16 protein-coding genes are annotated in these 19,798 nt (G+C 31.7%); all 16 read right to left on the reverse strand.

Annotation, left to right across the window (positions count from 1 at the left end; all coding sequences use genetic code 11):
* Positions 1-136 precede the first annotated feature (136 nt).
* The 16 genes from ACTG44_RS16285 to ACTG44_RS16360 all read right to left on the reverse strand — a co-directional run bounded on the left by ACTG44_RS16285 (position 137) and on the right by ACTG44_RS16360 (position 19,562).
* Positions 137-487, reverse strand: coding sequence for a TIGR03792 family protein (locus ACTG44_RS16285; RefSeq protein ID WP_021385932.1), 351 nt, complete (start codon positions 485-487; stop codon positions 137-139).
* 109 nt (positions 488-596) lie between these two features.
* Positions 597-1,997, reverse strand: coding sequence for a dihydrolipoyl dehydrogenase (gene lpdA, locus ACTG44_RS16290; protein WP_479920830.1), 1,401 nt, complete (start codon positions 1,995-1,997; stop codon positions 597-599).
* 59 nt (positions 1,998-2,056) lie between these two features.
* The gene (locus tag ACTG44_RS16295; protein ID WP_479917412.1) at positions 2,057-3,064 is read right to left on the reverse strand and encodes a dihydrofolate reductase family protein; all 1,008 of its coding nucleotides are present in this window, start codon (positions 3,062-3,064) and stop codon (positions 2,057-2,059) included.
* Positions 3,065-3,090: 26 nt separating this feature from the next.
* The gene (locus ACTG44_RS16300; RefSeq protein WP_021385836.1) at positions 3,091-4,488 is read right to left on the reverse strand and encodes an amidohydrolase family protein; all 1,398 of its coding nucleotides are present in this window, start codon (positions 4,486-4,488) and stop codon (positions 3,091-3,093) included.
* A gap of 122 nt (positions 4,489-4,610) precedes the next feature.
* Positions 4,611-5,876 (reverse strand): dihydrolipoamide acetyltransferase family protein, encoded by a 1,266-nt coding sequence (locus ACTG44_RS16305; RefSeq protein ID WP_479920831.1) that lies wholly within the window; start codon positions 5,874-5,876, stop codon positions 4,611-4,613.
* A gap of 17 nt (positions 5,877-5,893) precedes the next feature.
* A complete protein-coding gene (locus ACTG44_RS16310; RefSeq protein ID WP_479920832.1) occupies positions 5,894-6,871 on the reverse strand; it encodes an alpha-ketoacid dehydrogenase subunit beta in 978 nt (325 codons plus the stop codon).
* Positions 6,871-7,851: a thiamine pyrophosphate-dependent dehydrogenase E1 component subunit alpha gene (locus ACTG44_RS16315; protein ID WP_479917415.1), complete on the reverse strand. Its 981-nt coding sequence runs from the start codon at positions 7,849-7,851 to the stop codon at positions 6,871-6,873. The genes ACTG44_RS16310 and ACTG44_RS16315 overlap by 1 nt, the downstream gene beginning before the upstream one ends.
* A gap of 35 nt (positions 7,852-7,886) precedes the next feature.
* Positions 7,887-8,846: a methenyltetrahydromethanopterin cyclohydrolase gene (gene mch, locus ACTG44_RS16320; protein ID WP_021385945.1), complete on the reverse strand. Its 960-nt coding sequence runs from the start codon at positions 8,844-8,846 to the stop codon at positions 7,887-7,889.
* Positions 8,847-8,871: 25 nt separating this feature from the next.
* The gene (locus ACTG44_RS16325; protein WP_479920833.1) at positions 8,872-9,606 is read right to left on the reverse strand and encodes an SDR family NAD(P)-dependent oxidoreductase; all 735 of its coding nucleotides are present in this window, start codon (positions 9,604-9,606) and stop codon (positions 8,872-8,874) included.
* 109 nt (positions 9,607-9,715) lie between these two features.
* Positions 9,716-11,968 carry a xanthine dehydrogenase family protein molybdopterin-binding subunit gene (locus ACTG44_RS16330; protein ID WP_479920834.1) on the reverse strand — a complete coding sequence of 751 codons (2,253 nt, stop codon included), beginning with the start codon at positions 11,966-11,968 and terminating at the stop codon, positions 9,716-9,718.
* Complete coding sequence (locus tag ACTG44_RS16335) at positions 11,961-12,440, reverse strand: (2Fe-2S)-binding protein (RefSeq protein ID WP_021385912.1); 480 nt, start codon at positions 12,438-12,440, stop codon at positions 11,961-11,963. Before ACTG44_RS16335 ends, ACTG44_RS16330 begins: the two co-directional genes overlap by 8 nt.
* Before the next feature lie 384 nt (positions 12,441-12,824).
* A complete protein-coding gene (locus ACTG44_RS16340) occupies positions 12,825-14,150 on the reverse strand; it encodes a uracil-xanthine permease family protein (RefSeq protein ID WP_479920835.1) in 1,326 nt (441 codons plus the stop codon).
* 1,062 nt (positions 14,151-15,212) lie between these two features.
* Positions 15,213-16,814 (reverse strand): N-acyl-D-amino-acid deacylase family protein, encoded by a 1,602-nt coding sequence (locus ACTG44_RS16345; RefSeq protein ID WP_479920836.1) that lies wholly within the window; start codon positions 16,812-16,814, stop codon positions 15,213-15,215.
* A 104-nt stretch (positions 16,815-16,918) separates the two neighbouring features.
* Positions 16,919-17,596 carry a hypothetical protein gene (locus ACTG44_RS16350; protein WP_021385833.1) on the reverse strand — a complete coding sequence of 226 codons (678 nt, stop codon included), beginning with the start codon at positions 17,594-17,596 and terminating at the stop codon, positions 16,919-16,921.
* Between the two features lie 15 nt (positions 17,597-17,611).
* Positions 17,612-18,307 carry a DUF5058 family protein gene (locus ACTG44_RS16355; RefSeq protein ID WP_021385864.1) on the reverse strand — a complete coding sequence of 232 codons (696 nt, stop codon included), beginning with the start codon at positions 18,305-18,307 and terminating at the stop codon, positions 17,612-17,614.
* A gap of 55 nt (positions 18,308-18,362) precedes the next feature.
* Positions 18,363-19,562 (reverse strand): dipeptidase, encoded by a 1,200-nt coding sequence (locus ACTG44_RS16360; RefSeq protein ID WP_479917420.1) that lies wholly within the window; start codon positions 19,560-19,562, stop codon positions 18,363-18,365.
* Positions 19,563-19,798 lie beyond the last annotated feature (236 nt).

Here is a 19,798-nt window from a genome sequence, read left to right on the forward strand (position 1 = left end):
TATTTTCTTTACGACCATGAATTTATTAACAATCAATTTTGAGCTATACACACCTTAATATAGTTAATTTTCAACTTGAATGATGCTTATTTTGACCACAATATTATCTATGTATAGTTTTTAGTGACACTCAATTTTATTCCTTGTATTCTCTAAGTTTATATCTTTTATTGACCTCATGCTCTGCCTTTATAAATTCTAAATTTCCCTCACCCATCAATTCAGACATTTTTCTCTTTCTATCATAGAGCCAGTTTTTATCAATATTTTTATAGTACTTATAATCAGTCCAATATATTATTGATGTTATTTCTCCTGGATTACTTTTACTAATCCATATCTCAGAACCAGCAAATCCCTCTAATAATTCCAGACCTTTAATCCAAATCTCATAATCTAACTGTAAGTACTTTTCTATTAAGTTGGTATTTATCCTGAAAGTTAGTTCTTCAACAAACAAAGGTTTTTCAAATACTTTTAATTTCATATTATATACTCCCTTCTTTAATATTTGACTACTTTTTCTATCCCACTATTTTCAATTTAATCCACCTATATATAACCACTTCTTATTCTTACATTTATTTATTACAATATCATTTTCTGACAGGTGGCATGTGTATTGATTTATCTAATATTCCCATAGATGCTTCTAAAAAAGCTTCTGATAAAGTTGGATGTCCATGCATAATACTTGCAACTTCTTCAACTGTCAACATAGCTTTCATTGCAACCACAGCCTCATGTATTAAATCGCTAGCATTAGGTCCTATAATATGAACACCATATATTGTAGTTTTATCCTTTGAGGCAATTATCTTAACCATGCCTTCTGAATCATTCATTGTAAGTGCCTTTCCATTCCCAGAAAACTGAAACTTACTGACAACATAATCTAAGTTTTTATCCTTAACTTCTTCCTCAGATAATCCAACTGTAGATACTTCTGGAAAAGTAAAAATTGAATTTGGCACTAAATTATAATCTACACTCGTTTTTTCTCCTACTATTCGTTCAACAGCAACTTTGCCTTCTTCAGATGCTACATGTGCAAGCATTACCCCTCCAATCACATCACCAATTGCATATATTCCTGGTATAGACGTACAATAATTTTCATCAACTTTTATCCCTTTTTTATCATATGTTACTCCTATACCATCTAGATTTAATCCCTCTACATCAAGTTCCCTTCCTGTGGATATAAGTATGTTGTCACAGGCTAGTTTTGTTTTTTCTCCATTCTTACTTATCTCTGCAACTAATCCTTCGCCATTCTTATATATTTCTTCTACTTTAGATGAAACCATTATTTTAATTCCTCTTTTATTTAGTAATTTGCTTAATCTAGAAGATACCTCTTTATCAACCATAGGAATTATAGTATCCAAAAATTCAACAATAGTCACATCTGAACCAAATTCGTTTAAGATTCCTGCAAACTCAATTCCTATAACTCCTCCTCCAACAATTACAATTTTCTTAGGCAAATTATTCATTTCTAAGGCTTCTTTACTCGTTATTACGCCTTCTAAATTAGCTCCTTTTATTGGTGGCTTAGAAGATTTTGAGCCAGATGCAATTAAAATATTTCTACCTTTAATTATTTTCTTAGACCCATCATCCAAATTTACTTCTACAGAATCTCTACTTATTAGTTTTGCTTCACCTTTTTCTATTACTACTTTATTAGCCTTTAATAGTCCTTTTACACCACTAGTTAAAGTTTTTACTACCTTTTTCTTTCTTGATTGTACTTTTTCTAAGTCCAGTTCATATTTGTCAACTTTTATACCGTATTCTTCAGCATGATTAAAATAATTTAAAACTTGTGCATCCTTAAATAATGTCTTTGTAGGAATACAACCTGTATTTAAGCAAGTACCTCCAAGTTCATTTTTTTCTATAATTACAACATTTAATCCAAGTTGAGCTCCTCTAATTGCTGCAACATATCCTCCTGGTCCACCACCAATTACTATTAAATCAGTGTTCATCTTCACTATTCCTCCTTTTAAGTCATAAATATTAATCCACTATACACAAAATTTTGTTATCAATATTTATACGCTGTTAAATCTATTTGATTTTTAATATCATAATGAAGTTTTTGACGTGTAAATATAAAATTATTTTTATGAATTCCTATTGTCAATAATTCTGAATGTGGATGTTCTAAATGGCTATAAGGTATTGTACAACCTGGAGTCATACTTCCACCTACAAATACCATCGAATAATTTATAAAATATTCATCGAGTAACTTACTCTCTATTAAGTGCGTACAATATGAAGGAGATTCTACACACACTTTTTCTATCCCTAAATTTTTAAGAACATAAAGCAATACCTCAGAATCTGGCGTACTATCTTTTCCAGTGACAATTACAGGAAAAACATCAAAATCTTTATATAATTCTTCAAATATATAATCATCAACATCCTTAATTGAACTAAAATTTCCTATACATACATGTTTTAAAGGAGAGTTTTCTTTTATATACTCCCATCCGTTTGGAGATGTAGCTATAACCATTTTGTATTCTTGGCTTTTATCAACCTTAAATGTATAGTGATTAAATGGAATATCTGTAGCATCAAAAGAAACTACTACCCCACATGGTTGATATTTTTTATTTAAACAATCTTTTCTTTGTTGTGTCAGACCTTCATCATATACATGACATGTTATTCCAGGTTCATTTTGAAGAGTTCTGGCTCCAATAATCACAGCATCTGAACAAGCTCTTAATACATTTAAAACCCAAAAATCTGCTAGGGCACCATCTGGGTCTATAAAATTATTTTTCCCAATTAAAGGTCCTGCCTTATTATCTTCATAGGCCATCTTTCCATCTGAAGATAACACCATAGATGAAAATATGTATGGTCTTTTTTCACTTGCCTGAGGAAAAAATAATTCTGTATAATACTCTACAACATCTGGTACACATACATCTTCTTTAGAATTTGACTTTATTGTACTTAATATCTTTTCATTTCTATTTAATACATCTATTTTTAAATTACCTCTTGGTATACTGAAAAATTCAAGATTATTCATACTCTTACCATCCTCTCTTAATTGTTTTACAATCTATAAATTCTTTTTCCCCACTGTACATTACCTAGACCAACATCAGCTATTAATTTACTTGCTATTTGTTGAGTTTTATATAATACCTTTTCTTCATCTATAGTTGTTATCTGATTATTCTCCATAACCACTTTTCCATCTATAATAGAAGTTTCTATATTATTTGGAGTAGATGAATATATTAGTGAACTAATTGGGTCGTGAATTGGTATAGAAATTGAACTTTTATATGGGTTATAAATTACAATATCGGCGTTTTTTCCTACCTCTATTGAACCTAGTGAATCTAATTTATTTATAGATTTTGCTCCCCCCAACGTTGCCATTTCAAGTACACTTGATGAAGGTAAAAGTTTTGCATCTCTATGAGTAACCTTTTGTAATAATGTAGTCATCTTCATTACTTCTAGCATATTTTGAGTATCATTACTAGCTGAACCATCGCATGCCAAACTTATAGTTAATCCCTCTTCTATAAACCTTGGAATTGGTGCCACTCCTGCTGCTAGAACCATATTAGATACAGGGTTATGAGATATTTTAACATCATACTTTTTAAATAACTCTATGTCTTCATCTGACATGTGTATACAATGAACTGCAATAAAATCAGGACCCAAAATCCCCATTTTTTCAAGATATGGTACAGTTCTCATACCTCTATCATCTAAACAATATTTATCATCATCTTCAGTTTCAAGTAAATGCATTGTTATTGGTATATTAAGTTCATCAGCTATCTTTCTTATCTCTTTATAGCCATCTTCTGTGTTATCCCATATAATCCCAGGTGCCAATGCCATACTAATTCTTGAATGGTTTTTATATTTTTTATCTAATCTTCTGACATCATCAAAGAATTTTTGCTCTGTATCATGATAAGTACAACCAAATTCCTCAGGAAATTTACTTGTATCTGTAAATCCTCTGCCAAGTATCCCTCTTATTCCTAAGTCTTCAAATGCTCGTATTATACTATCATCAAGCCCTTCTTTTCCATGACAATACATATAATCGAGTATAGTAGTTGTACCTGTTTTAATTGCTTCTATACACCCTGTTAATGCTGCATAATAGCAACACTCTTCATCTATCTTATGGATAGCTCTTCTAACAGAACTATCAAGCCAGTCTAGCAATAATTTATCTCTTCCTAATCCCTTTAACAAAGTCTGAAATAGATGAGAATGAGTGCTTATGAATCCAGGAAAAACCACTTTACCTTTAGCATCTATAGTTTTTTCTGAAATATATTTTTCTAATAAATTGGCTTTCCCTATATCAATTATCTTGCTATTTTCAATTATTATACAAGCATCATTTAATATTTCCCTCTCAGTATTCATTGAAACTAGATAAGCGTTTTTAATTATCAAATCTACTTTTCTCATGCAGTAACCTCCATATAATTTTCTGCCATACTTTAATTTTGACAGATAGTTTGGAGAGAAAAATCTTTCGATAAACGCATAACAAACTATCTGTCGATTACTGTGGTGCTTATAATATTATTTTACATCCATCTAAAATCTAAGAGATTTTGAGTAACTTCTTGAAGAAAACGTGCACCAGGGGCTCCATCTACCACTCTATGGTCATGAGTCAAACTCATATTCATTATAGAACCAGCATAAAATGCACCATCTTTTACAAGAACTTTTTCTATTATACTTCCAATACCTAAAATAGCACTTTCTGGTGTATTTAATACTGGAGTAAAATATGTTATTCCGAACATGCCTAAATTAGTTATAGTAATAGTTCCATTACTCATTTCATCTTGATTTAACTGATTATTTTTAGCTCTTTCACTTAAATCACTCAACTCTATACATATTGTTCTTAAATCTTTTAAATTTGCATTCTTTATTACAGGTACTACTAATCCATTTGGAATGTCTACAGCTACACCTACATTAATTTCATCATTTATTTTAAAATGATTTTCATCAAATACTTGTGTTCTAAGTTTAGGATGATTTTCGAGTGCTTGGGCTACAGCTTTTATTATAAGAGCTGTATAACTCAATTTAACACCTACATTTTTATACTTTTCTTTTAGACTTTTATATACTTTGGTTAGATTTGTAATTTCTAATTCAGTAGCAATCGTAGTTTGAGCTGTTGTCAATAAACTCTCATGCATTTTTTTCGCTATTATATTTTGCATTTGAGTCATTTTAGTTACCACATCATTTTCCCCTATAGTTGCCTTAGCACTCTTTATTTGAGGAATAGATGTAGCATCTTGCCGTACTCCTTTTTCAGCTACTTTAATTTGATTAGTTTCAACGACCTTTTCTTCTAGATTTTTATTCATGAAATTTTTTAAATCATCAATTGTTATTGCTCCATGTATTCCTGTACCCTCTATGTTTGAGTAGTTAATGCCTTTTTCTTCAGCTATTTTTTTAGCTCTTGGAGTTATTTTCTTCTCTACCACTAAATTTTTTACCTCTGTTATCTGCTCTAAGCTTGGAGTATCTTCTTCTTTTTCTATATCTGCTTTAACTGTTGGGTTAAGCCCACTAATATCTTCATTTTCATCTGCAATTATACAAATTATTTCTCCACAGTCTACAACTTCACCCTCTTCAAACAGTATCTTTCTTAGTACTCCATTTTCTGTAGCTTCAACTGTATTTGTTATCTTATCAGTTTCAATTTCTAAAAGTTCATCTCCCTTATTTACAATGGCACCTTCTTCAATCAACCATGTACCAATTGTCCCATCTTCCATAGAAAGACCAAACTTTGGCATTTTAACCTCTGTAATCATGACTTATCCTCCCTTGATTAATATTGCATAACTTCTCTACAAGCTTTAACTAGATTTTCTAATTTTGGCAAAACGAAATCCTCTAAAACTGGTGCATATGCCACTGGAGCATCAATTGATGTAACTCTTTTTATTGGTGCACTTAGATACTCAAATACATCTTCATTTATCATGGCAGATATTTCAGCTGCCCATCCTCCTACTCTTGGTCCTTCTTGAGCAATGACCAATCTGCTAGTTTTTGCTACTGATTCTACTATAGTTTTTTTGTCATAAGGAAAAACAGTTCTAAGGTCGATTATTTCTACATTAATTCCTTCTTTTTGAAGTTCATTTGCCGCTTTGTGTGCTAGACCTAACATCATTTGAGTAGCTACTATTGTAACATCACTACCAACTTTCTCAATCTCAGCTTCATATAGAGGAATCTCATATGGTTCAACTGGTACTTCACCTTTAACGTTATATAGCATTTTATGTTCCAAAAATAATACTGGATTATCGTTCTTTATAGCCGAAAGTAACATTCCCTTGGCTTCATAAGGTGTTGTTGGTGAAACTACTACAAGCCCTGGAGTGTTCATAAACCATGATTCTGCACAAACTGAATGATGATATGCACAACGTATACCAGCCCCCTGTACAGCACGAACGGTAATTGGACAATGAGCTTTTCCCTGAAACATAAAATTAAGCTTTGCTGCATTATTTACAAGTTGGTCAAAACAAACACCTAAAAAGTCTGCAAACATTATCTCAGGTACGGGTCTTAGTCCACAAAGTGCCGCTCCATTTGATAATCCTAATATAGCTGACTCAGATAAAGCTGTATCCTTGATTCTATTTGGCCATTTAGCCATTATTCCTTTGGTAATTCCAAAATCTCCACCCATTTTAGCGACATCTTCACCTAATATAAAAACTCTATCATCATTTTCCATAGCTTGATGAAGTGCTTCATTTATTGCCATTCCATACGAAAGTTTTCTTCCCATTATCTTATTTCCACCTCTCTATCAACATATGTGTGTGTAACTGCATCTTTAACATCTGGTGATGGACTCTCCAATGAGAATCTTAGCATTTCTTGAACATCATCTTCTATCTCTTCTTCAATATCTTTAAGTACATCGTCTGACATACCTTCTCTTTCAATAAGTATTTTTCTCGTTAACTTTATTGGGTCTCTGTCTTTCCAGTACTTAACTTCTTCTTCAGGTCTATATGCTGCTGGGTCCCCTGCAAAATGACCTTGCCAACGATAAGTAAGAAACTCTATCAACGTTGGACCTTCTCCTTTTCTTGCTCTATCTGCTGCTTTTTCTACTATCTCAATTACTGCTTCTACATCATTACCATCTACTCTATAACTTGGAATCTCGTATCCTTCACCCCATGTTTTTAATTCTTTTTGAGGGTGAGAATCTGTATAGTGTGTAGATATAGCATACTGATTATTAAGCAAACAGTATATGATTGGTAGTTTCCATGTGGCTGACATGTTAAGGCTTTCATGACAAGTACCTTCTCCCAAAGTGCCATCACCTAAAAATACTGCTGTAACATCGTCAGTTTCTTTATATACAGATGCAAAAGCTGTACCTAGGCAAGTTACCATCGTAGAACCTTGTATTCCATTGAATCCCATATTTCTACATTCAATATCATTTATATGCATTGAACCACCTCTGCCACCATTTATACCTGTAGCTTTAGCAAATATTTCAGCCATTACAAGTTTTGGGTCGGTTCCACAAAGTGCTATAGTTCCATGTCCTCTATGGTCTGGAAATTTATAATCTGTTTTTCTAAGTGCATCTACTATACCTGCTTGACAAGCCTCCTGCCCTATACTTAAATGCACAAATCCTGGTATAGTTCCATTTGCAGCATACTCTTCTATTACTTCTTCAAATCTTCGAATCATAACCATATCACGGTATAATTTTTCTAATCTTGTTTTATCTAATACCATTTTGTATCCCCCTAAACTAATAGAATTTAAATCATTTATTTTAAGAAACTTCTTTCAAGAGCTGAATAGTTTATCTCTCCTGATGAAAATGATTTTCCAGTATTTATATTGTGTATCTGTATTTTGCCAATTGAATGTACATCATGGTCTACATAGAAAAAATCTCTTCCTGCTTTTTCAAATACATCCTCAAACAACTCTCCATAATTTGGAGATGATGTTTTTCCTGCCAATTGGTGTATAGTCTTTGCAATAGCAGTGTCAGTTGAGTCTACCCAAAACTCAGTTTCACTACCATAAATTAATGCATCATTTATTCTTCCCATAGTTTTAATTTCATCTTTTACTATTGGTGCTATTGGCGCTTTTCCTCTTGCAAGTACAATTTGACCTGCATCGAAGTTTTTTTCAAACATTTTATGACATACTTGCTCAATGATTCTTGCTGATACTTGCATTGATGCTACAATACATGTACTCGGTGAAATCAATATATATGTGTCTTCTGGTTTTACTCTACAAGCATTTGCAATTTCTAAAATGGTTTTCTCATCAGGGTATTTTACATCTTGAATGCATAAGACTGCTTCATGATAATCATCTTCATATGGAGTCATTTCAAAATACCAATCTGATTTAACTCTTGCTAAAGCTCTTGCTGGACCTGACCCTATAGTTGCAAACTCTCCTTCACCCAGTTTCCATCCTGCAATCTGTGAACCCATACATGCAATTAAAGGCTTATCTATGAATACTTCAACAGATGAAAAAGAATATTCTTCATTTAATTTAAAATCTCCCAGTGTTACTATTCCTAAATCACCTATAGAAGCTCTGGTAAATAAAACACCTGCTTTCCAACTTCCACTACAATTTAGACCCATATCAATTATAGTTGCTCCACAATCTGTCTTAATAACTTCACATCCTAATGATTCTGCATCTTCCAGTATTTCTCTTACTACTACCATTGCCTTTTTATTTAAACTTATCATTTTTATACCTCTCAATATATTTTATTTATGCCTTTTTTCCACAGACATCAATTGCAGCCCCCATTATTGGACTAGCTTCATCAGATGCTAAAAAAGTCACAACCTTTGATACTTCTTCTACTTGCAACATTTCTTCAAGTGGTATTGTAACTGCATCATCATAGTCAAATCTTTTTCTTGTATATTCTGTATTTGTCATTCCTAAATATATTGCGTTTACATTAATTCCATATTCTTTCACTTCTTCAGATAAAGTTTGAGTAAAACTTACCACGCCTCCTTTAGAAGCTGCATATGCACCAAATCCTGGAAAAAAGTGCTTTGCTGCTGTAGAACTAATATTTATTATTTTTCCATATCTTTTATCTATCATTGTCTTGAGAACAGCCTTAGTACAATAAAAAGTTCCACTCAAATTCGTCTTTATTTGAGCATCCCATTCTTCAGCTGTAGTGTCAATTACTGGAGATGATTTATGAATAGCAACATTATTAATCAAAACATCTACAACTCCAAAGTTTTCTATTAAATTTTTAAAGCAATTGTCTACTTCTTCAGAGTTACTTACATCACAAACTGAAACAAATGCTCTACCGCCAGATTTGATGATTTTCTCTGCAATACTATCCAACTTACTTTTAGTTCTACCAAGCAAAATTACAATTGCCCCTTCTATACCAAAATCTAAAGCAAAACCTGCTCCTAAGCCTTGACCTGCTCCTGTTATCACAACAACTTTATCTCTAAACCTTAAATCCACAACCATCACACCCCTTACATTTACATAATTTATACTTACTCTAGAGAAAATTATTACACTACAATATCTAAAATTTCTTAAATAGTTTTCTATTTTTTATAAGAGAAGATTAAATATTTATATTCTCTAGTAAAATATCTTTCTTTAATGGCAAACTATAAAAATCACACTTCAATGCATTTGCTACAGCATTTGCCACTGCTGGTGCTGATGGTACTACTGAACATTCCCCTATACTCTTAGCTCCAAATGGACCTCCAGGTTCTCCACATTCTATCATCCCTACTTTTATCTTAGGCATTTCACTTGCTTTTATCATGTGATATGAGCGAAATGAATTAGCCTTTATTCTTCCTCTATCATCAAATTCAAGTGCCTCTGTCAACGCATATCCTATTCCCATTTGAATTGCTCCTTCAATCTGACCTTCTACAGACATTGGGTTTAGTGCTTTTCCTACATCATGTACTGCCACATACTCTAACACCTTTACATTTCCTAATTTTGTATCAACTTCAACTTTGGCAAAATGTGCACCATATGAACTTGCACCAGTATTTGAAGCAAATGTTTCAACCCCAATAATTTCCCTTAAATTTACTCTTTGTGCATGTATCATGACATCACATAATGTAGCTTGTTTATCTTTATTCTTAATAGAATATACTTTGTCATTTTTTAATTCTATACATTCCTCATCCTCTTCCAAAAGTTGCGATGCTTCTTTTAAAAGTTGTTTTTTCACTGAATTTGCAACTTTTAAAGCTGCATTTCCAGATACGAATACTCCTCTACTTGCATAGTCACCTAGATTCCATGGTGATGCTTCTGTATCTGCCTGTATACATTCTATTTTTTCTTGGCTTATTCCAAGTATTTCAGATATAATTTGTACTTGAACACTTACAGATGCATTTCCCATATCGTGAGTACCTGTATATAATACAGCTGAACCATCTTCATTCATCTTAAGCATCAGAGCTGTTATATCTCTATGTGCCCCAAAGCATCCATTTCCATGTGAACCAACTGCCATACCTATACCAATTAAGAATCTACCACTTGAATCGTTTTGTTGTTTAATCTGTTTTTTCCATTCAAATAGTTCCATTCCTTTCTTGATACAGTCCATTGGTCTTGGATTTCCATGAGGTCTTTTAAATCGCTGGTCTATTCCATCAGGCTCAACTAAATTCTTAAGTTGTAAATCTAAAATATCCATGTTGAGTTTCTTTGCAATTTTATTTAGTTGTGATTGTTGAGCAAAGAAAGCTTGTGGAGAACCATATCCTCTCATAGCTCCTGCAATTGGAGTATTTGTATACACTGGAATCCCAGTGTATCTCATATTTTCAATTTTATATGCTTTAAATACTTTATGGCTCATAGCTCCTATCACATTTAAGGCACTTGATGCATATGCTCCTGTATTTGTAATAACTTTCATATCTTGTGCTATAATTTGACCATCTTTCATAGCACCTGTTTTTAGATATACAACTGCACCATGTCTAGTTCTTGTTGAGGCTATAGTTTCTCTCCTATTAAGCTCTAATTTGACAGGTCTACCTGATAGTTTTGCTAGCAAAGCTACTATTGGCTCAATAGTAATTTCCAATTTGCCTCCAAAAGCACCACCAATAGCTGGACTTATCAATCTTACTTTATTCATTGGCAACTCAAATATTTTAGATAATATTACTCTAAAAGCAAAAGTATTTTGATTAGGGCTATAAACTGTAAGTTTTCCACTATAATCATAATCTGCAATAGCAACATGAGTTTCTATAGCTCCATGATGTATAGCTGGTAGTGTATATTTATCTTCAAAAACATAATCAGCTTTTTTCATAGCTTCTTCCACATTTCCACATTCTTGCACATTTTCTGGAAGTTTATTACCGCCTTTATGTATTGGATATGCATTTTCTTTTATTGCTTCTTCTGGATTGAATACTGAAGGTAATTCTTCATACTCAACTTCAATAAGTTTCAATGCCTTTTCAGCTGTTTTTAAATCTTCAGCTGCAACAGCTGCAACTTTATCCCCCACAAAACGAACAACATCGTCAAAAATGTATTCAACTTCAGGCAACTCATGCTCATAAAACCTCATTGCACTATTAAAAGCTATTCTTGGTGAATTTTTATATGTAGCTACAGCTTTTACTCCTTCTAATTTTTCTGCTTTTGATGTATCTATTCTCTTGATTTTTGCATGTGCTACAGGACTAAATAATACTTTTGCATATAGCATATTTGGGATTTTCATATCTGCTGTATATCTAAGTTGACCAGTGGCTTTAAGCACGGCATCCCTTATTGGAACTCTTCCACCTATAACACTTAGTTCATTACTCACATACCACACCTCCCATCCTTTTTGCTGATAAAAGTATAGCTTCAACAATTTTTACATATCCTGTGCATCTACAAAGATTATTGTCTATGGATTTTCTAATATCCATTTCAGAAGGATTTGGATTTTTATCCAACAAAGCTTTTGCTGACATTATCATACCTGGAGTACAATACCCACATTGTACAGCTCCACAATCAATAAATGCTTGTTGGATTGGATGTATACTGACTCCATCTGATAACCCTTCAATTGTCAGGATTTTCTTACCCACTGCGTTTTTTGCTAAAATCAGACATGAATTCACTGCTTCTCCATCTAAAATTATTTTACAAGCTCCACAATCACCTGTACTACATCCACATTTACTTCCAGTTAGATTAAATTTTTCTCTTAAGACATAAAGTAAAGTCCACTTATTTTCTATGGCTACCTCTCTGACTCTGCCATTTATATCGAGTTCAATAACCTCCATAATCTTCACCTTCCATCTACAGAATTTAATTATGTATATCTCTACAAAATTGAGATTTTAATTACTTTGTCTATATTATTTAAGCCCTTTTTTCAACTCTTTTTCACACAAAGCCCTCTAATTATGGCTAAAAAAAGAGGAGCAAGGCGCTCCTCTTGGATATCCTTTCAGATTATACTTTTATTAAAATGAGTATCATATCTTTTGATTATTCAAATTTTTAAGGTTTTTGGGTAAAAAAAATAGAAGCAAGGCGCTCCTTCTTGGATATCCTTTCAGATTGTATTATAAGCTATTAGGTTTCCTTCAAAGTTCAATCCTATTTTTGGTAAAAAAAATAGAAGCAAGGCGCTCCTTCTTGGATATCCTTTAGAATTACGTTCTCTAAGCTTTACAACTTACTTCACTTTCAACTACATCTTCTTTTTCTTTAGGTAATATGATATTTAGTATTAAAGACAATAAAGCTGTTCCAGATATACCAGTCATTAAAGTGACTACTATACTTGGTAAAAATGCTAATGCAGCTTGATTAAAATAACCACCCATACCAATACCTAATGAAATTGCTAAAATTGTTATATTGCGATTTGTCATTTTACCCATTCCAATAACTTTAATACCTGATGATGCAATTGTTCCAAACATCATAACTAATGTTCCCCCAATAACTGGGTCTGGTGTTAAAGCTAATATTTGTGCAAACTTTGGGAAAAATGCTAAAATACCTAACATTACTCCTCCAAGTGCTACTATGTACCTACTTGCAACACCTGTCATACAAATTATTCCTATGTTTGGGCTACCTGATATAACTGGAAGTCCATTGAACAAAGCTGCAAAACAACTTCCAACTCCATCTGCTCTTACTGCTCTCATCAATTCTGTTTGTGTAGGTAATCGATTCTCAACAGAGCTGACAACGCCTGTCGTATCTCCTATTATTTCCATAACTGTAACAATATGAATCGTACATATGGTCATAATAGCCCCTAAGTTGAACTCCAGCCCCCAAAATACAGGCTTTGGCATTGCAAACCAATTTGCTTGTGCCATACTAGAAAAATCAACCATACCAAATATAACTGCTACTACATACCCTATCACTATTGAAATTATTATGGATGCTACCTTTAGAAAACCTTTTCCGAATTGATTTAAAATGAGTGTCAACAGCAATGTAAATACAGCTAAAGAAAAATTAGCAACTACATCTGGGCTATGAACATCAAATGATACTGCATAGTCAAACGAAGAACTCATAAGTGATAACCCAACTGCTAAAACGACACTTCCTGTAACCGTAGGTGTAAAATATTTATGCAAATATTTTACTGCATATGGTCCTACTAAAGTTAAAACTACACTTCCTACAAGTACTGCCCCAAAAGCTCCAGCAATACCAACATCATTATTTGTACCTAAGGCAATTAATGGTGCTACAAAGGTGAAACTACCACCAGTAACAATTGGCAACCGTGACCCTACTGGCCCAATCCCCATAGATTGCAGTATGGTGCTCACTCCTGCAATCAACATCGAACATTGAATCAAAAATGCAGTCTCACTTAGTGAGAGACCCATGCCAACAGCTACTAAAATAGCACCAGACATAGTACCCGCAAAAGCAGAAAAAACATGTTGCATACTAAGCGGTATTGCTGTTAGAAACTTTGGCTTGTCGTTAAATCCATACTTGTAATTTTCCATATCTTACCCCTTATCGCTCCCGCCATTGCCGCCAAATGTATGGAGCTATGTAATAAATTATTAGTAACCTTAAAAGTTAGAGCCTAATAAATATTGCACAGTTAAATTATGAAGTTTTAGTTATACATTTTGAAATTAGAAAAGCTCTAATTTAAGGAGTGGCGGAGGATTACTTACTAAAAAAATAAAACGTTTGCTTTTAGCATTATTTTTATTTTTTGTAAACTAGGTAATTAATCCGATTTTTAATTGTATTATACAGTCATGATTTTATACTGTCAAGATTATTCTGACAATTTAATTTCAACTTTATTTATATTTCTTAAAATAAAAATAATACTTATTTTGTAGAACAAAGTCAGAATTAAAATTCTTTAATGCTTAAATATATGTTATTTTTTTATCATTTTTACTTAGCTTTATAAGATATATATAAAGAATTATAGCTTAATCTAAAGTTATTTTACATGTTATATTTCTACGATAACCATAATATATAATACTTATCTATATTACATTTATCATATTTTGTATAAGTAAATTATGTTAACTAATAGGTAGAAAAGCTCTTCTTAAGCAGTTAGAAATTTTCTTTATCAGACAACTGTAATACTGTGATAAATACTATATTTTACATATACTCACAACCAACAAACGTATATATTTAAAATCATAATTTTATTTTATATCATTTTAATATATATAACATAATTTGAATTATTTCTATGATTTTTAAGTCATGAAACATATAATTATTTTTTTAATATAACTTCCATATTTTCGTTATAATTTTATCATTTTTTGTTTATAAAGTATTTTTCCCAAAACGATATAATTTTTTATTTATCCAATTTTTCTACATAATTTAATGTTTAAAAATATTAATTTTTTCACTACAGAATAGAAATATTTTTTATATGCATCTTCACTTTTATTAAAATAAATTAAATTTTATTACTATAAGTAAAAACGAAACATGATTTTTATTTAAATAAATTTCAAATTTCGTCTTTACTTGTTTGGTATTTATTTAATTTTTAGATTTCTATTATTTTCAAGAATTTATTTTTTTAATACTTCACCATATTGATTACCAGTAACCTTCCCATCTTCCAATGCAATTTTTCCATTTACAATTACATATTCAACACCTGTAGCTAATAATTGTGGATTTGAAAAATCAATATTTTCTGACCTAGGATAACTATAGTTCTCCATATCAATAACAGCTATATCAGCTATTTTTCCTTCTTCAAGAATACCTCTATTTTTTATTTTAAACTGCCTAGCTGGTAATGAGGTTACTCTTCTTACAATTTCTTCTAGTCTTACACCTGATTTTCTGTACATATTGAAGAAAATTGGAAAAGCTCCTCTTCTTTGTAGTTCAAACCATGACATATCCCCACCTACACTAAACAAACAATCTGAACCAACCATAACAAATGGGTTATCAATTATTTTATCATCATGCAATTTATCCGGAAAATCAGCTCTATACATTCCCCCTAAACAAAAGATAAGCTCTTCATCTCCATATAAAAGTAAATCGAGTAATAACTTGTCCTCATCCATACCTTTTTGTATGGCTATTTCACGTATTGATTTCTTTTCCATGTCAATATCCTTAGTGTTTAGGAGTATTATACTCCCTCTATCTCCAAGTATAAATGCCTCTTTTAATATAAGCGCTCTTCCCTCTTCATTTCTAAGAGCCTCCATTACTCCATCTATACCTAATTCAAATAGACTAGATGATATTGCCATAATAAATTGAATCACTCTTTTTTTCTTCATGCAATGCCCAGAACTTCTTGGCACTGTATCAACCATTATATCAACACCATTGTATCTTGCTTTTAATATCTCATCAAAGGCTTCTACTTCAACTGGACTTAAATGCGATACTTGGACTCTAGCACCACTTTTTTGACCTACCTCTATAGTTTCTTTTACTGCGTTATATCTTCCTATGTAATCTCTAATATGAGATGTATATATACCATCATGTTCTTTAATTAACTTTGCAATATCAACCAGTTCATCGATATCAGCATACTTACTTGGTATATATGCCAATCCAGTAGATATTCCAAAAGCTCCGCTTTTCATGCCATCATTTATTATCTCTGCAATTTCATTTTTTTCTTTTTCTGTAGGAGGTCTATCTTTAGACCCTCCCATAACACTCCATCTTATAGTACCATGCCCCAATAAAAATCCCATATTAATAGAAATACTACTTTCAGATATAAGGTCGCAATATTCTGTAAAATTATTCCAATATTTATTTTTATCTATAAGATATTTTTTCTCTTCTTCAAGTAATAGGCCGTTTTTATGCATATATTCATATATATTTTCAGAGGAATATGGTGTTATAGAGTGTCCACAGTTACCATTTATAGTTGTTGTAACTCCTTGTTTTAGGAATTTTTCAAATTTGCCATCTAGTATTGCTACTATCTCTTCATGAACATGAGGGTCAATAAATCCAGGTGTTATAACTTTTCCACAACAATCAATTTCTTTATTTGTATTTTCATTTATCTCAGAATTTATTTTAACTATTAAGTTGTCTTTAATTGCTATATCTCCATAAAAACCAGTATTTCCCGTACCATCTACTATAAATCCATTTTTTAAGATTAAATCGTATATCAAGATACTCCCTCCCTAAAGCCACATTTTTAGTAATATTCATTGTAATTTTTTATACCTTAAAAGTAAATTATTATATTTAAAAACTTATTATCATTTCACTATTGTTAATCGCTAAGCTTATCTTTATACAGAGCTCTTGCAATTAATATAGTTCCAAATACACATATAAGAACTACTAAAGACTGAGGTATTATACCTTGCTTTGATAATATAATAGTCAATACAGATATTACTATTGCTACTAAACCTAATTTTTTATCTTGTAAAAATACTTGTCCAAATACTGACCCAAATAGAGCTGGTAAGATTAAATTTAGTTTCTCTACTACTTCAGCTGGAATCTTAGATAATACACTTCCTCCTAGAATTACTCCTATCGTTAATATACTTATATTCACTAAAATAGATACGGCTATACCTATTGTAGATATTATTGAACCTTCTTCTGTTCCTGATTCAACTTCTGCTGCTTTTTGAGCTGCTATTGAACATGGTAGCCTCATATTAGATATATTCCCAGAAAGAAAACTCATATAAGTTCCTGGTATACCTAAAATTGGCGAATAAGAAACTGGTTCTATTATATAGTTTGGTGCACTCATACTAACAATTGCCATCGTGCTTGCCAATAGTGCTGATATTGGAGGCATAAGACCAAATCCAAAACTCAAAATTATTCCAGGTACCAATGCTGCTATAATACCCAAAGATAATGTCAATCTTCCATACCTTATCATAAAAGGTAAGTATTCTTCATTGTATATAGATTTTACTTTACTCATAAAACTCCCCCCCCTTTATATTATTGAAGCTATTATCATTCCACTAAACATTGATATTGTAAGCCCCCACTCTCTTAACCATTTTATATTTTTCTTCTTTTCAAGCATACATAATATTATCATTATAACCATCCCACTTATACATGCGATTGTACCATTATCAAAACGCAACACCCTATCAGCGTTTAGATATGCAAATGAACCTAGCATAGCTCCTAAAGATATTATTGGTATAAATGATTTCTTTCCACTAGATATAACATTGGTTATCTTGTCTAGTTTATGTCCAAATAGTAATGTGAATATTATCCATCCTAAAGAACCCAGTATCATAGTCCAAACTGCATTTGTAAATGCAAGTTTTGTCATTTCAGAAGAACCCAAAGTTATACCTAATGCATCTGTACCAAATCCAGCTGACATAGATTCAAAAATTACAGAACCTATAAAAGATAGTCTCATCCATGCTATAGGTCCACCCATAGTAACTATAAGTGATACCATTCCAGCAAATATAGTCATTGAAGGTCCTATAGCTGAAATAGCACTACTTTTGACAGCTGACTTTATTTGTTTATCTGTTATTCCCATTGTTTTACCAACTTTACAAGACTTTATAGCAAATATAAGTGACTGTACTACTACTATTGATACTGCTACTGTACTTGCTATCCACAAGAGTGGATGATTAGCTAATTTTAAATAATCCATTTATAAAACCTCCCTACAAATCCTCAAATTTTATTAATACTTCTACTCTATTTACTTATTTCCATACCTGCTTCAATACCCTAAGTATATTTCCACCTAGTACCTTTTCTATTTCCTCATCACTATAACCATGTTTTACTAGATATCTAACAATATTTTTTGAAGTCTCAGTTGGATTCTCAAGACCTTTTACGTATTCTACTTTTGGATGTTCTTTTGTACCTGTTATCTTTTTTATATCAAATCTAGCAGCTAGTACTGAGTGTAATTTTACATGGTCACCATATACTGTATCTGGCCCAAAAGCCACATGATCTATTCCTACTAAATTTTTAATATACTCAAAATGCTCCATAAATGACTCTATTGAATGTTCTTTATTTTTCTCAGTTATCGTAGTATGAGGTGCTGCTTCTACACCTATAACCCCTCCTTTTTTAGCACATGCTATTAGCACTTCGTCTGGAGTTAGTCTCTTTGTATCCCATAAACTTCTTGCCCCAACATGGCTTAATATTATTGGGTCCTTACTATACTCTATAACATCAAGTGTTGTCTGTACTCCAACATGAGAACAATCTATTGCCATTCCAATCTTATTCATTCTTTCAACAGCTTTTCTACCAAAATTTGTAAGACCGCCATCTTTTTCTTCTTTTAATCCTGAGCCTAGTGCATTGGATTCACTGTATGTAATACCCATTAACCTTATACCAAATCCATATAGTATATCTATTCTATCAAGTTCATTCTCTATTGGTGCTGCCCCTTCTAGTGTTGGTATTAATGCCACTTTACCTTCACTTTTAGCTCTGTATATATCCTCCACTTTTTCACACTTTATAACAAAATCTTGGTGTGCTAAATCACATAACCTCATACCTAAATCTATTAATATATCATCCCACTTCCATCCTGCATTTGATGTTATTGTACATACACCATCCATTAAATTATCAAATATAGCATCGTAATATCCTCTTGATAATGCTTCATAAGCACATCTTTGTTTGCCCTCTCTATTGTATTCAAATATATCTCTTTCTAAGTGTTCTGGAAATAAAACTGGATGTTCATGTAGTGATATAAATATTTTGTTATCTACTATATTTTTAACCTTAGCTTCTTGAACATCATCTAACTCGATAAGGTACTCTTTTACTCTCTTATCTCCTTTACACATCTCAATATATGAAATATCTTTTCCCTTTTCTAAATAACTATAAGCTTCATATCCTTTATAAGCTGACTTCATAACAATATCCTCCAAATTCTACAATTTTTTATATTTTCACTATGTAGCAATTGATATGCCAAAATATAAATTTTAATTGTATATTAAATCTTTCAAAAAATAAAAACGGTAGTAAAGTGATGATTTACTACTGTTTATTAGAAATAATATTTTTTATTTTTAATTTAATATTTTTAAAATTATCTCAATATTTAAAATAATTTTACTTATTTAGAATTATTATAGGGAGTTTTTAG

The sequence above is a fragment of the Clostridioides sp. LIBA-2809 genome (assembly GCF_056688965.1).